Here is a 13,880-nt window from a genome sequence, read left to right on the forward strand (position 1 = left end):
GGTCCAGCGGCCAGTACTGGCTGTGCTCGAAAGTCCGGAAGCCGTCCAGGACCAGCGGCTCTTGCGGGCACGTTCTCGGTCTCATGGACTCGTGGAACAGAAGGCAATGTCGGCCCAACCGATCGCTGAGCCGGCGAACGGTCGAGTGCGAGACGCGCTTGGCCCGGGCGATCTGGCGGAAGCCGGCACAGCTCACCAGGAGGTGAAACACGTCCTCGAGGAGATCGCCTCGCCTCAACCAGTAGGACGGGGAGAATGTCTGTGAACTGAAGTAGCGGCCGCAGTCGGTACAGCGGTACCGCTGGATCCGGCGCGGCCGGGCCTCTCGTTCGTAGAAGCCCTTCTTCTGAAAGCGCCAACCGGTCGGATCTGCATGGAAATCACAGTCGGGGTTGGGGCAGTAAGGTGGGCGGCGAGGGACGTGCAGCGTCGGCATGCAGACCGACATCGCAGGATGCGTGCCGGGTGCAGACTACGGTCCACGTCTCAGTCGGCGCGGTCGACGGGCCGAATGGGCATCGGCTCCGGTGCTCGAGGCGGCTCCGGTCCGTCGTCGTCCTTCACGATCTTGGTCGCCATCGCGAGCATCGAGGCGATGTCGCTCAGATTCGCGGGGATCACCAGGCTGTTGGCCTCCTTCGCGAGCTCGCCGAACTGCGCGACGTACTGCTCGGCGACGCGGAGCTGCATCGCCTCGTGGCCTCCGGGCGCCTCGACCGCCGAGGCGACCTCGCGCAGTCCGCTCGCGGTCGCGGTCGCGACGGCTTCGATCGCCGCCGCCTCGCCCTGCGCCTCGTTGATCTGCTGCTCGCGCTTCGCCTCGGACTCCTTGATCACCTTCTGTTTCTGGCCTTCGGCGCGGTTGATCTCCGCGTCGCGAACGCCCTCCGACTCGAGCACGACCGCGCGCTTCTCGCGCTCCGCGCGCATCTGCTTCTCCATCGCCTCGATCACGTCGGCGGGAGGATTGATGTTCCGGATCTCGTAGCGGAGGACCTTCACGCCCCAGGGATCGCTCGCGACGTCGACTTCGCTCACGACGTTCCCGTTGATCAGGGCGCGCTCCTCGAAGGTGCGGTCGAGATCGATCTTGCCGATCTCGCTGCGGAGGGTCGTCTGGGCGAGCTGGACGATCGCGAAGATGTAGTCCTGGATCCCGTAGGAGGCTCGCTCGGGGTCGAGGATCTGCATGTACAGCACACCGTCGACGCCGACCTGCACGTTGTCCTTCGTGATGCAGATCTGCTCCGGGATGTCGATCGCCATCTCCTTGAGGGAGTGCTTGTAGGCGATCCGCTCGATGAACGGAACGAGGATGTGGAAGCCGGCCCGGAGGGTCCGGCTGTACTTGCCGAGGTTCTCGATCACATAGGCGTGCTGCTGTGGAACGATCGTCGCGGTCTTGGCGATCACCACGATCGCGAGGAGGACGACGCCGATGATGGCGATGGTGAAGAGCTCCATGACGGTGGTCTCCTGTCTCGAGAGGGCGGGTGCGTCGAGGGCTTCGAGGGTATCGGGGGCTTCGGAGTCCCGGAAGCGGAGCGGCTACTCGGCGCGAACGTCGACGACGAGGCCCTCGGTCCGCTCGACGACGCAGGCGCCGCCTTCCTGGATCGGTGCGTCGCCGACGTTTCGAGCGGTCCATGTCGCGCCCCGCAGCATGATCGAGCCGCGAGCGCCCGCTGCGATGGCTTCGCTCGCGACCCCGCGATCACCGGCCAGGCCTTCGCGGATCTCTCCGTCCGGCGGCGGGCGCAGTCGCGTGTAGAGCGCCTTGCGGAAGAAACCGAAGGAGGCCGTCGCGAGCGCCGCGAAGAGGAGCCACTGGCCCCAGATCGGGAGAGTGGCCCCGCCGAGCATCACGAGTCCGGTCAGAAGGGCGGAGGCGCCGAGAAAGACGAGGTAGAACTCGAGATCGACGATCGCGATCTCGGCGACGAGCAGGAGCGCACCGACTGTGATCCAGCCCCACCAGGGCATGACTCGACTCCTCGGAAGGGGACGCGCGAGGAACATAACAGATCCGTCTCGACCGTCCGATCCTCCGTTCGGACCAGGCGGGTCACTCTTGGGGCGGCGAGCGTCGGATCGTCTCGAAGGCAGGCTCGAGAAGCGCTCGTTCAGGCCTCCCGTCGGACCTCGTCCGTCGCTCCCGCCTCGTGCGGAATGGGGGCGGGCTATCGGAAGGGGAACGGGCTTCCCGCGTCGCTCGTCAGGCACCAGGTCGCGAGGCTTGCCGCGCCGGTTCCCAGCACGACCGCGACGAACACGAGCGCGAGGACGGCGGCGAAGCACCGCACCGCGAACGGGTGCCTTCGTGGCGTGCGCACGAAGCCGTCGGGGATTTCGGTCACGCCGACGGGGTTCACGCGGGGAGGATCGATCATGCGGGAGACTACGATTTCCGTCCCGAGCGGGTTACACGAGTCCCTGACCGCGCAGCAGCTCGCCGTAGAAGCCGATGGCGATCGAGACCGTGACCCCGGTCAACATCAGGCCCTCGCGTTCGGCGTCGTCGGGGAAGTCGAGGGCGAAGTGGGCCCGGTCCTGGCGGTCCGCAAAGCGGAAGAGGAAGTAGTGGGCGGGATTGGTGAGCGCGGAGAGCGGCACTTCGGCGATCGTCTCGACCTCGCCCGGGTGGGGCCGGAGATCGATCGGGGGGCGAACCAGCGCGATCGTCGGGACGACCCGGAAGCCGCTGTGGCTCACGTAGTCACCGAGGCATCCGAGGACCTCGACGCGATCGGGATCGAGCCCGATCTCCTCCTCGGCTTCGCGGATCGCCGTCTCGATCGGCGTCGCGTCGCCGTGATCCGCGCGCCCGCCGGGAAAGACCCAATGGCCCGGGAAGGAGATCCCGTGATGGCGCTGAGTCACGATCAACGTGGGTTCCGCTTCCCGCAACACGACCGCGAGCAGGACCGAGGCGGGGGTCGCCTTCGCGCGATCCTCGAGGCTCACCCGGGGTTCGAGGTGCGGGTTCTCGAGCTCCCGAGCCGCCCGTCCGACCGGTCCCGCGAAGTGGGCGCGCAGACTCTCCTCCGTCGGACGGAGCGCCGGCCGCACGAGCGCAGACTCGTGGATTCGGAGCTTCTCGGCGGCGTCGAAGCGGCGACGCTGCTCCTCGTCGATGGTCGGGTTCGACATGCGGGCCTGCGAGGGCATGGGGGAGCGGTCGGTCGAGCTCATGGGGCCGTTTCGGCGAGCGCCTTTCCACGCCAGGCCTGCTGGATCACGTAGGCCCGGATCGCTGCGCTCTCCTCGGCGTCGAGCTGCTCGCCGAAGGCCGCCATGCCGTTCTGTCGGAGCGCGCCACCCAGCACGACGCTGTCGAAGGCCGTCTGGTCGTGGAGATAGGCGGAGCCGCGCAGGTCCGGGATCAAGAGACCGGAGACCGCGTTCAAGCCGTGGCAGCCGAGACAGACGTCCTGGTAGATCGAGTACCCCTTGCGGATCGTCTCGGGCGAGGCCGTCTGCACCGGCGGATCGAAGGCCACGCGCTTCTGCCACTCGACCTCGGGCAGGGCGCCGTCCGCTCCGAGCTTGAACGTCAGGACGCGGCTCACGTTCGGCATGCTCTCCGAGCGCACGTACTCGCCGAAGACCAGCGCGAAGGCGCCGCCCCAGCCGACGTTGACCGAGACGTACTGCTCTCCGTCGAGCTCGTAGGTCATCGCCGGCGCGACGACGCCGGTCTGCGTCGGGAAGGACCAGAGCCGTTCGCCGTCGTTCGCCCGGAAGGCGACGAGCTCGCCGTTCGACGTGCCCTGGAAGACGAGATTGCCAGCGGTCGTGAGCGTTCCTCCGTTCCAGGTCCCCGGGTGTTCGACCCGCCACGCTTCCTTCTGCTGGACCGGATCCCAGGCGAGCAGCCGTCCCTTCACGAGGGCGCCGAGGGCGTCGCGCTCGGCCTGGTCGTCGGGGAGCGACCCCGTGATGCCGTCGATCCCGAGGTTCGGGGCGCCGGGGCGGTACTCGAAGCCGAACTCGTCCGGATGCCCGTAGTTCGCCGGGAAGTCGAGGACCGGGATGTAGACGAGCCCGGTCTCGGGGTTGAAGGACATGGGGTGCCAGTTGTGACCGCCGAGATAGGACGGCCAGGTGAGCTGGGGCCCGTCGCCGTAGCGCGCGTTCTCGGTCTCGACGGGGCGGCCGGTCTCCATGTCGACGTGACTCGCCCAGGTCGCGCCCATGAACTTCTCGGCCGACAGGAGCTCGCCCGTCTCGCGATCGAGGACGTAGAAGAAGCCGTTCTTCGGCGCCTGCATCAGGACCTTGCGGTCGCGGCCGTCGATCTCGAGCTCCGCGAGGATGATGTGCTGGGTCGCGGTGTAGTCCCAGGTCTCGCCGGGCGTGGTCTGGTAGTGCCAGACGTATTCGCCGGTGTCGGGCCGGAGTGCGACGATTGACGAGAGGAAGAGGTTGTCGCCCCCGCCCGGAGAGCGGATCGCCTGGTTCCAGGGCGTGCCGTTGCCGACGCCGATGTAGAGGAGGTCGAGATCGGGATCGTGGGCCATCGCGTCCCAGACCGTTCCGCCGCCGCCCCCGAGCGCCCACCACTCGCCGTTCCAGGTCTTCGCGGCCATCTCCATCGCGTCGTTCTCGAAGCCCTTCGCGGGGTTTCCGGGGACCGTGTAGAAGCGCCAGGCCAGCTCGCCGGTCGCGGCATCGTAGGCGGAGATGAATCCGCGGACGCCGTACTCGGCGCCGCCATTCCCGATCAGGACCTTGCCGCGGATCACGCGCGGGGCGCCGGTGATGGTGTAGGGGAGCGCCGGGTCCACCGTCGCGACCGACCATTCGACCTGGCCGGTTGCCGCGTCGAGGGCGATCAGACGACCGTCGAGCGCGCCGAAGTAGACGCGACCCTCCCAGACCGCGACCCCGCGGTTGACCACGTCGCAGCAGGCGTGCTTCTGCTTGTCCTTGGCGACCTGCGGGTCGTAGGTCCAGAGCTTCTCGCCCGTGCGCGCGTCGAGCGCGTGGACGATCGACCAGGCGGAGGTCGCGTACATCACACCGTCGACCACGATGGACGTCGCTTCGATTCCTCGCTCCGTCTCGAGATCGAAGGACCAGGCGAGGCCGAGGTCGGACACGTTCTGGGTATCGATCGTGTCGAGGGGACTGAAGCGCTGTTCCGAGTAGGTCCGGCCGTAGCTCATCCAGCTGCCGGGCTCGCTGTCGGCGGCGAGGAGGCGCGCGCTCCCGACCGCCGCCGCCGCGCTGGGCTTCGCGGGGCCGGCTTCCTCCCTCGGGCCGCCCGGGAGGCAGGCGAGCGCGCAGGCGGCAACGAGCAGGGCGGGCAGAGCGAGACGGAGCACGGGCACGGGCATGGTCTTCTCCAATCGGCGCGCCGAGGCGCGAAGTCGGCCGATGCTAGCGCGCGAAGGGAGGGAGCTGCCGACTGTCGGTCTTCCAGGCGCTTCGGAAGACGGCAACGGGAGCCTCGGTTCGGCGCTGCTGCAGCCAGAACACGCCGTCGAGGTCGCCGCTGTTGCCGCGGGTCCCCAGGAAGTCGACGAGGCCGTCCCCGTCGAGATCGCGGGGCACGAACACGTCGTACATCCCGCGCACGCGACGGGATACGTCGTGGCGCATCCACGCTTCGGTGGCGTCCGCCGGTTGCTCGAACCACCAGATGCCGGCGCCGCGATGGAGGAAGCCCGGGTCGGGGGTCTCCGTCTCGCGCGGGTCTTCGCTGTAGCCGCCGGAGAAGAGATCGAGGCGACCGTCGCCGTCGACGTCCACGAGGGTGAGGGCGTTGGGCGAATCGGGCAGGGCCCAGCCGATGCGATGCGCAGTCCAGGGCGCGTCGAGTCGCTCCGGTTGCTCCAGCCAGACGATGCTCCAGACCGTGTCGTTGACGGCGATGTCGAGTCGGCCGTCGGCGTTCAGGTCGGCGAAGGCCAGCTCGAATCCGGAGAGGCCCTTGGGAAGGCCGAGCCAGCGGATCGGTTGGGGGTTCGCGACGGCGATCGGCCAGGTCACCCAGCCGTCCTCGCGGTTCTCGTGGACGACCATGCGGGACTCGCCCCGGGAGCCCGCGAGCACGTCGAGGTCGCCGTCGGCGTCGAGGTCGACGGGACGCGCGTTCACCGGAACGACGTACTCGGCGAGGGGCGATTCCCGCCACGCGTCGGGATCGGCCGGGTCGCCGTCGAGCTCGAAGATCGAAACGGGAGAGCTCGCCACGTCCATCGAGCCCTTGCCGCTGGGCATCGGGATGGACTTGTTGGTCGCGACGACCTCGAGCTCGGGGTCGTCGTCGAGGTTCGCCGCGTACACTCGGATCCAGGATCCGCGATCGCGTGTCGCGGTCGGGATCACCGATCGCCAGGCGGCAGCGCGCCGCGCCTGCGCGCCGCCGGGATTCTCGAAGTACGCGAGGTGGGCGTCTTCGCAGGCGACGACGAGGTCGAGATCGCCGTCCGCGTCGAGGTCGGCGAGGGCGGGGTCCTCGACCTCGGCCACGAGGGCGCCTTCGGCCAGCGTGACCGAGTGCCAGTCGTTCGGATCGCCGGTGCCGAAGGAGAGGCGCAGGTGGTCGCTGTCCTCGTGGACCACGACCAGGTCGTCGAAACCGTCTCCGTCGAGGTCGCCGATCGCGAGCCCGTCCGCGCCGCGGAGCCGCGTTTCGGCGAGGGCCGAATCGTCGATCCGATGCTCGACCCAAGAGATGAAGCGGCCGTCTTCCGCGCGGGCTTCGGTGAGACGATCTCCGACGCCGCGCTCGTCACGCGCGCAGCCGAGCACGACGACCTGGAAGAGGACGAGCGCGATTGCCCTCCGCGGGGTCACTCGGCGAGCTTCCCGCCCGCCTCCATCCAGCGCTTGATCACGTCCTGTCCCTCGCGCGGGTTGTAGAGGTCCTCCTGGCGGGAGAAGAGCCCGTCCCCGGCGTACTCGAGGATCGTGACGCAGCCGAAGCGGTAGACCTCGTCGCCACCCTTCGGGTCGGGCATCACCTGCCACGGGTAGTAGACCACGCGGTTGCCCTCGATCACGTGCCAATCGACCGGAAAGACCATCATCGGGACGGGCTTCATCACCTCGAGGATCGCCTTGCGGATCGCTTCGCGCCCCTGGAAGGTGCCCAGGTGGCGTTCGACCCAGACGCCGTCCTCGCTGTGGAGGTCGGCCCAGGCGTTCCAGTCGCCCGAGTCTCCGACCTCCACGAAGTGGTGATAGGCGGCTTCGACTTCAGCGCGGTCGAAAGTAGGCATGGATGGCGTCTCCTCGGGGTTTTCGGATTGCGCGAGGCTAGCTGCTGAACACCAGACCTTCGAACCCGCCGTTCTCCCGCCACTTCGCGAGCTTCTCGAAGAACTGGATCGAGCCCCCGCCGTAGGGCGAGTTCTGCTGGGCCAGCGGGTTGTCGTGGCCTTCGTTGTTGTAGTAGCCCGGCGTGCAGTCGGGGCTCCCGATCACGCCGACGCCGCTCATCGACTTCTCGATGATCTCACCGACCCAGGCCGCTTCGGCCGCGGGCGTCGCCTCGATCGTCGAATGTCCGTTCGAGCGGGCGTGCTCGATCAGCTGCGTCACGTGGGTGGAGAGCTCTTCCAGCATGTGGGGGAAGTTCGCCGTGAAGCCGCCCTGCGTCTGGCTCAGAATGAAGCAGTTCGGGAAGCCGTGGGCGTGCATGCCATGGAAGGTGCGTACGCCGTCCTTCCAGTGCTCGGTGAGCGTGCGTCCTCCGCGGCCGACGGTCTCGTAGCCCGCACGACGGCTGTACTCCGTCCCGACCTCGAAGCCGGTCGCGAAGATGATGCAGTCGACCTCGTATTCCTTGTCGTCGACGACGAGGCCCTTCGCGGTGATCCGGTCGACGCCCTTGCCGTCGGTGTCGACGAGTTCGACGTTCGGACGGTTGAAGGTCGGCAGGTAGTCGTCGTTGAAGCAGGGCCGCTTGCAGAACATCTTGTAGTAGGGCTTCAGCTTCTCCGCGGTCTCGGGGTCGTCGACGAACGCGTCCACGCGGGCGCGGATCTCCTCCATCTTCTCGAAGTTCGCGGTCTCGAGCAGGGCAGGGAGGTCGAGGTTCGCGCCGCCGTCGGCTTGTGCCGCCCGCGTGGCGAGATTCACGGTCTTGCCGATCAGGTCGGTCCAGCCGTCGTTCACGAGGTCTTCCGGTTGCGGAACGCCCGTGACGAGGTTGTTGAAGCTCTCCATCCGGTGCTTGTGCCAGCCCGCCTCGAGGGAGCTCGCCCAGGCTTCGTCGGTCGGCGCATTGCCGCGGACGTCGACGGTCGAGGGCGTTCGCTGGAAGACGTAGAGCTGCTGGGCCGCGGCTCCCACGTGCGGGACGCACTGGATCGCGGTCGCACCCGTCCCGACGATCGCGACGCGCTTGTCGGCGAGGCCCTCGAGGTTTCCCTCCGCGGTCCCTCCGCTGTAGTCGTAGTCCCAGCGACTCGTGTGGAACGTGTGCCCTTCGAAGTCCTCGAGCCCGGGGATGCCCGGGAGCTTCGGCCGATTGAGCGGGCCGGTCGACATCGTCACGAAGCGCGCGCGCAGACGGTCGCCCCGGCTCGTCGAGACGATCCAGCGCTGCGCCTCGTCGTCCCATCGCAGCGCCTCGACCTTCGTCTGGAAGAACGTCTTCTCGTAGAGCCCGAAGTGGCGCCCGATCGCGCCCGCGTGGGCGAGGATCTCCTTCGCGAACGAGTACTTCTCGCGCGGCAGGTAGTCGAGCTCCTCGAGGAGCGGCAGGTAGATGTAGGACTCGATGTCGCACTGGGCGCCGGGATAGCGGTTCCAGTACCAGGTCCCGCCGAAGTCGCCGCCCGCCTCGATGATCCGCACGTCCTCGATCCCCGACTGGACGAGGCGGGCGCTGGTCTGAAGGCCGCCGAAGCCCCCGCCGATCACGACCACTTCGCACTCGTCCATGCACGGCTCACGCGGCGTCGCTTCGCCGACGTAGGGGTCGTCGAGGTAGCGGGCGAAGCGGCCCTCGACGTTCACGTACTGCTCGTTGCCTTCGGCCCGGATCCGCTTGTCGCGCTCCTTCAGGTAGCGCTCGCGCATCGCGTCGGCATCGAAGTCCTCGGGCAGACTGGTCAGGTTCTCGGCGGAGCTCATCGGATCGTCTCTCTCGCGGTCCCGCCGGCAGAGACTCGGGCGGACCGCACGCGGGGCGTGTGCCGTTCGGCGCTCGTCAGGGTGTAACCCATCGTTCGGGGCTTTTCCGAGACTCCGGGGTTCGTCGGCGTCGCCGCGTCGAAGGCTCGGAAAGCCCGGTATCCTCGCCCCGAGCCGCCGCGATCGGCGAGGGGAGGGGAGGGGCATGGAGTTCGGGTTCGTCCTGCCGAACCACGTCGGTGTCGAGGATCCCTACGACGTGGTCTCGATCGGCGTCCACGCCGAGATCGCGGGCTTCGATTCGCTCTGGGTGAACCACCATGTGATCAACGCGGGCTACGTCCGCGAGCGTCTCGGCACGCGTCCCTACCATGACGCCCTCGTCCTGCTGACGTGGCTCGCGTCCAGGACCGATCACGCGCGGCTCGGGACGAGCGTGCTCGTGCTCCCCTATCTCCATCCGATGGTGCTGGCGCGCGAGCTCGCGACCCTCGACCACCTCTCGGGCGGTCGACTGGTGGTCGGGGTCGGCGTCGGGAGCCTGCCCGACGAGAACGAAGCGATGGGCGTCCCGTACAAGGGGCGGGGGCGCTTCGCGGACGAGTTCCTCGACGTGATGGATCTCCTCTGGACCCGGGACGAGGCGAGCTTCGCGGGCGAGCACTTCTCCTTCGAGGACGTGATCTCCTCGCCGAAGCCCCTGCAACGACCACGACCGCGGATCCTCGTGGGTGGGAACAAGCGGGCTTCGATGCGTCGCGTCGCGCAACGGGGAGACGGTTGGCATCCGCTGATGCTCTCGCCCGAGGGCGTGCGGAACCGCATGGACTTCCTGCGCGAGGAGGCTGCGTCCGCCGGGCGCCCGGAGGTCGCCGAACGGGTCTCGGTGCGCGTCGACATGAGTCGGGTCCACCCAGGGACCGTCGCCGAATACGCCGAAGCGGGGGTGAGCGAGCTCGTCGTCGGCCTGGGCACCGCCGACGTGACCGCGATGCGCGACGAGATCGATCGATTCGCCGAGGCGATGCTCTCGGGGCGGTGATCTGCGCGAAGGCGCGAGGCTGCTAGGTTCGATCCATGCCCGACGCCGACGAGTTCCTGTCGCGAATCGGCCTGCCGAACGCGACGGCCCGGAGCGCGGTCGCCGGGATCTCTCTGGTCGTCGTGGTCGCCCTCGTGTTCCTCGATCGGGCACGGTCCGTGCTCCTGGCGGCGCGGGACGCCGTGATCTCCGGCGCCGACGTGCTCTTCGTCGTCTCGGCGAACGTCTCGCTCGTCGTGCTCGCGATCATCGCCCTCCATCCGGTCGGTCGTCTTCGCCTGAGCCCCGACGACGAGGGGCCCGAGTTCGGGACCGGGGCCTGGCTCGCGATGCTCTTCTCCGCCGGCCTCGCCTCGGGCCTCCTCTACTGGGCGACGGCGGAGCCCCTCCTGCACGCGGCGGCGAATCCGTTCCTCGAGGACGGCGCTTCTGGCGACGAGGCAGCGCGTGTCGGCCTCCGGGTCACGATGTTCCACTGGGGGCTTCACGGGTGGGGATTCTACGTTCTGGCCGCCCTCGCGATCGCGATTCCGGTCCACCGCGATGGCGCCGCGCTCCGGTTCCGCGAGATCCTGGGGGCGACCCGGAACGGCGTCGGTGCGCGAGGGGCTTCGGGCTCGGCGCTCGACCTGCTCGCGATCTTCGGCACCGTGTGCGGCGTCGCGACGTCGATCGGCCTCTCGGCGAGCAGCATGAACGCCACCCTGGCGGGACTCTTCGGCGGCGGCGCGGAAGCGCCTCTCGACGTCCGTGTCCAGGTCGGGATCATCGCCGTCGTCGCCGGACTCGGAATCGCATCGGCGCTCTCGGGGGTCGCACGCGGGATCCGCTGGCTCTCGACGCTGAATGCGTGGGTGAGTCTCGGATTGATGTTCGGCTTCCTGCTGCTCGGGCCGACCGCGGACGTGCTGGCGTTGATCGGTTCGAGCTTCGTCGACTATGCGTCGACGGCGCCCGCACTCGGCCTCTTCGTCGGTGAGTCGACGGCGGATCGCGCCTGGCAGGCGGACTGGACGATCTTCTACTGGGCCTGGTGGCTCGCATGGACGCCCTTCGTCTCGCTCTTCATCGTCCGGATCTCTCGCGGCCGGACGATTCGCGAGCTGGTCGTGGGCGTCACTCTGCTGCCCACCGCGGCCACGCTCGTCTGGATGGGGCTCTTCGGGGGCACGGCGCTGCTCGAGGATCGCGCTGCCTCGGGCGCGATCTCCCGAGCCGTCGAGATCGACTACGCCCTCGGTCTCGTCGCGGTGATCGAGCAGCTCGCGTCGGGCCCTTGGGCGACTGCGCTCGTCGCCGTCGCGGCCTTCCTGCTCTTCACGTGGCTGATCACGAGTCTCGACTCCGCGACGTTGGTCCTGTGCGAGCTGATGGGGACGGCGGGCGTGCCGGCGGCCAAGGTCTTCTGGGGCCTCGCCGTGGCGGCGGTCGCCGCGATCCTGCTGGTCGTCGGTGGACTCACGGCGCTGCAGGCGGCGTCGATCGTGATCGGTCTCCCGCTGGCCCTCGTGCAGCTCGGCGCGGCGGGGCTGCTTCTCCTGAGGGTCCTGCGCGGTCGCGTCTGATCGCAGGGCATCGCTTCGTCGAGGCGCTCGACGCGGATCGCCCGCGTGGGGGCTCGGGCGTCTGCGAGACCCTCGCGATCATTTGTGCCGGATCGGGGTTCGCCTACGCTCCGCCGCGCGTCGCGAGGCGTTCGGTCCGGGCCGGGCCGCGGAGGGAAGGGCGTGAATCGACTGAAGGCGATTGGACTCGGATTCCTGGCGGCCAGCGTGTCCGCCTGCGGAAGCGAGGCTCCGGCCCCCGAGCGCTTCGCCGTGCCGGAGGGGGTGGAGGCGCCGACCCGGGAGGCCTGCGCCCACCGCGACGAGCGGAAGCTCGCGCTCTGGGGCGATCTCCACGTCCATACGATGCTCTCGTCGGATGCCTGGAACTACGATCTCCAGGTCCGGCCGGATGGCGCCTATCGCTACGCCTTCGGCGGCGAGACCAAGCTCCCGCCGAACGACGAGAACGGAATGGGGACGCGGATCGTTCGGATCGATCGACCGCTCGACTTCGCGGCGGTGACCGACCACGCCGAGTTCTTCGGCGAGCAGCTCCTGTGTACCGACGAGATCTCTCCCGCCTACTACACCGAAATGTGCAAGTCGATCCGGGACGCGACCGCGCCGACCGACTCCCCCCTCGGCTTCAAGATCATGCACCCGCTCCCATCGCGGGAAGAGGAAATCTGCGGCGAGGACGGAGCGCGATGTGCGGAGGCGCTCGAGAAGGGCTGGGCCGAGACGGTCGCCGCCGCGGAGCAGTGGAACGATACGAGCTCCGCCTGCGAGCGGACGACGTTCATCGCCTACGAATACAGCTCCTTCCGGCTCGGCTCGAACCTCCACCGCAACGTGATCTTCCGGGGGAGCGCCGTCCCGAAGCGCCCGATCAGCTACATGGACGTCCAGCGCGAATGGGAGCTCTGGTCGCTCCTCGACGCCCGGTGCAACGAATCCGCGACCGGCTGCGAGGCGATCGCCATTCCGCACAACTCGAACATCAGCAACGGTCGGATGTTCAACATCGATTACCCGGGTGCACACTCCATCGAGGAGGAGGCGGCCCGCGCTCGGCTCCGGATCAAGGTCGAGCCGATCGTCGAGATCATGCAGCACAAGGGCGACTCCGAATGTCGGCGAGGCCTGCCCGGCGTGATCGGCGTGGACGATGCGCTCTGTGACTTCGAGAAGTTCGAGAACAGCGCGTTCCGCTACCGCAATGGCGACGAGCCGCCGCGCGAGTGCTACGACGGCTTCCTGCAGGATTCGATTCCCCATCTCGGTCCGAACTGTCTCTCCCGCCGGAGCTACGTTCGATATGCGCTCGCCGACGGGCTCGCGGAGGAAGCGCGGATCGGGGTCAATCCGTTCAAGTTCGGCCTGATGGCGAGCACGGACACCCACAACGCGATGCCGGGCGGCGTCGAGGAGCGCAGCTGGCCCGGCCACCTCGGGATCGCCGACGGGACGCCCGAGGCGCGTCTGCGACCAGGCGACGGCGGCATGGGCAACTACGCGAACGGGCCGGGCGGGTTGATCGGCGTCTGGGCCGAGGAGAACGCCCGCGACGCGATCTTCGATGCGATGCAACGCAAGGAGGTCTTCGGGACCAGCGGGCCGCGGATCGAGCCGCGCTTCTATGGCGGGTGGGGGTTGCAGGCGGGCCTGTGCCGGCGCGCCGACGTCGTCGGCGAAGTGCTCGCTCGCGGCGTGCTGGCCGTACCCATGGGCGGCGATCTGCCGCCGCGGGTCGACGACGGCGGTCCGACCTTCGTGGTCACGGCCAGCCGCGATCCCGGGACCGCCGGTGCGCCGGGCGGGCTCCTGCAGCGGCTCCAGGTCGTGAAGGGCTGGGTCGACGACGAGGGCCTCGTTCACGAGCAGGTGGTCGACGTTGCGGGGGGTCCCAATGACGCCGACGTCGATCCGGCCACCTGTGCGCCGCGCGGGCCCGGTCACGACGCGCTCTGTGGCGTATGGCGCGACCCGGACTTCGACCCCGCGCGCCGGGCCGTCTACTACGCGCGCGTGGTCGAGAACCCGAGCTGCCGGTATCACGCCTGGCAATGCCTCGGTCTGCCCGAGGACGATCGGCCCGCCGGCTGCGACGACGACCTGATGCAAGACGTCCAGCAGGAGCGGGCCTGGACCTCGCCCATCTGGTACACGCCCGAGGCCGGGTGAACCAACGCGCCCCGTCT

At 68.8% G+C, this 13,880-nt stretch carries 12 protein-coding genes; 3 read left to right on the forward strand and 9 right to left on the reverse strand.

The genetic code is table 11. The features are described 5' to 3' along the window. From NXI30_17795 to NXI30_17835, 9 genes are all read right to left on the reverse strand, one after another. Positions 1-448 (reverse strand): hypothetical protein (locus NXI30_17795; GenBank protein ID MCR9096081.1); only part of this gene is annotated, 448 nt, incomplete at its 3' end. A gap of 38 nt (positions 449-486) precedes the next feature. After that, on the reverse strand, positions 487-1,464 hold the full coding sequence (locus NXI30_17800; GenBank protein MCR9096082.1) for a paraslipin: 978 nt from the start codon (positions 1,462-1,464) through the stop codon (positions 487-489). Between the two features lie 84 nt (positions 1,465-1,548). Next, complete coding sequence (locus NXI30_17805) at positions 1,549-1,983, reverse strand: NfeD family protein (protein MCR9096083.1); 435 nt, start codon at positions 1,981-1,983, stop codon at positions 1,549-1,551. A gap of 197 nt (positions 1,984-2,180) precedes the next feature. Beyond that, entirely contained in the window at positions 2,181-2,390 is a 210-nt protein-coding gene (locus NXI30_17810; GenBank protein ID MCR9096084.1) for a hypothetical protein, read from the reverse strand. 31 nt (positions 2,391-2,421) lie between these two features. After that, a complete protein-coding gene (locus tag NXI30_17815; protein ID MCR9096085.1) occupies positions 2,422-3,192 on the reverse strand; it encodes a CoA pyrophosphatase in 771 nt (256 codons plus the stop codon). Next, positions 3,189-5,339, reverse strand: a complete 2,151-nt coding sequence (locus tag NXI30_17820) for a PQQ-dependent dehydrogenase, methanol/ethanol family (GenBank protein MCR9096086.1) — start codon at positions 5,337-5,339, stop codon at positions 3,189-3,191. Before NXI30_17820 ends, NXI30_17815 begins: the two co-directional genes overlap by 4 nt. A 43-nt stretch (positions 5,340-5,382) precedes the next feature. Continuing rightward, positions 5,383-6,804 carry a VCBS repeat-containing protein gene (locus NXI30_17825; protein MCR9096087.1) on the reverse strand — a complete coding sequence of 474 codons (1,422 nt, stop codon included), beginning with the start codon at positions 6,802-6,804 and terminating at the stop codon, positions 5,383-5,385. Beyond that, on the reverse strand, positions 6,801-7,229 hold the full coding sequence (locus NXI30_17830; GenBank protein MCR9096088.1) for a nuclear transport factor 2 family protein: 429 nt from the start codon (positions 7,227-7,229) through the stop codon (positions 6,801-6,803). Before NXI30_17830 ends, NXI30_17825 begins: the two co-directional genes overlap by 4 nt. Before the next feature lie 37 nt (positions 7,230-7,266). Then, a complete protein-coding gene (locus tag NXI30_17835; GenBank protein MCR9096089.1) occupies positions 7,267-9,090 on the reverse strand; it encodes an NAD(P)/FAD-dependent oxidoreductase in 1,824 nt (607 codons plus the stop codon). Positions 9,091-9,295: 205 nt separating this feature from the next. On the opposite strand from NXI30_17835, the gene NXI30_17840 reads away from it, so the two are divergent. From NXI30_17840 to NXI30_17850, 3 genes are all read left to right on the forward strand, one after another. Beyond that, on the forward strand, positions 9,296-10,132 hold the full coding sequence (locus NXI30_17840) for a TIGR03619 family F420-dependent LLM class oxidoreductase (protein MCR9096090.1): 837 nt from the start codon (positions 9,296-9,298) through the stop codon (positions 10,130-10,132). Between the two features lie 35 nt (positions 10,133-10,167). Next, positions 10,168-11,697: a BCCT family transporter gene (locus tag NXI30_17845; protein MCR9096091.1), complete on the forward strand. Its 1,530-nt coding sequence runs from the start codon at positions 10,168-10,170 to the stop codon at positions 11,695-11,697. A 162-nt stretch (positions 11,698-11,859) separates the two neighbouring features. Further along, positions 11,860-13,863 (forward strand): DUF3604 domain-containing protein, encoded by a 2,004-nt coding sequence (locus NXI30_17850; GenBank protein MCR9096092.1) that lies wholly within the window; start codon positions 11,860-11,862, stop codon positions 13,861-13,863. Positions 13,864-13,880: the final 17 nt, after the last annotated feature.

Source organism: bacterium (assembly GCA_024742285.1).
Classification (GTDB): Bacteria; Myxococcota_A; UBA9160; order UBA9160; family UBA4427; genus UBA4427.

Excerpts from the sequence above, each read along its gene's own strand:
- NXI30_17820 (MCR9096086.1), bottom strand. The coding sequence starts at position 5,339 with ATGCCCGTGCCCGTGCTCCGTCTCGCTCTGCCCGCCCTGCTCGTTGCC.
- NXI30_17845 (MCR9096091.1), top strand. The coding sequence starts at position 10,168 with ATGCCCGACGCCGACGAGTTCCTGTCGCGAATCGGCCTGCCGAACGCG.
- NXI30_17810 (MCR9096084.1), bottom strand. The coding sequence starts at position 2,390 with ATGATCGATCCTCCCCGCGTGAACCCCGTCGGCGTGACCGAAATCCCC.
- NXI30_17835 (MCR9096089.1), bottom strand. The coding sequence starts at position 9,090 with ATGAGCTCCGCCGAGAACCTGACCAGTCTGCCCGAGGACTTCGATGCC.
- NXI30_17840 (MCR9096090.1), top strand. The coding sequence starts at position 9,296 with ATGGAGTTCGGGTTCGTCCTGCCGAACCACGTCGGTGTCGAGGATCCC.
- NXI30_17800 (MCR9096082.1), bottom strand. The coding sequence starts at position 1,464 with ATGGAGCTCTTCACCATCGCCATCATCGGCGTCGTCCTCCTCGCGATC.
- NXI30_17805 (MCR9096083.1), bottom strand. The coding sequence starts at position 1,983 with ATGCCCTGGTGGGGCTGGATCACAGTCGGTGCGCTCCTGCTCGTCGCC.
- NXI30_17815 (MCR9096085.1), bottom strand. The coding sequence starts at position 3,192 with ATGAGCTCGACCGACCGCTCCCCCATGCCCTCGCAGGCCCGCATGTCG.
- NXI30_17830 (MCR9096088.1), bottom strand. The coding sequence starts at position 7,229 with ATGCCTACTTTCGACCGCGCTGAAGTCGAAGCCGCCTATCACCACTTC.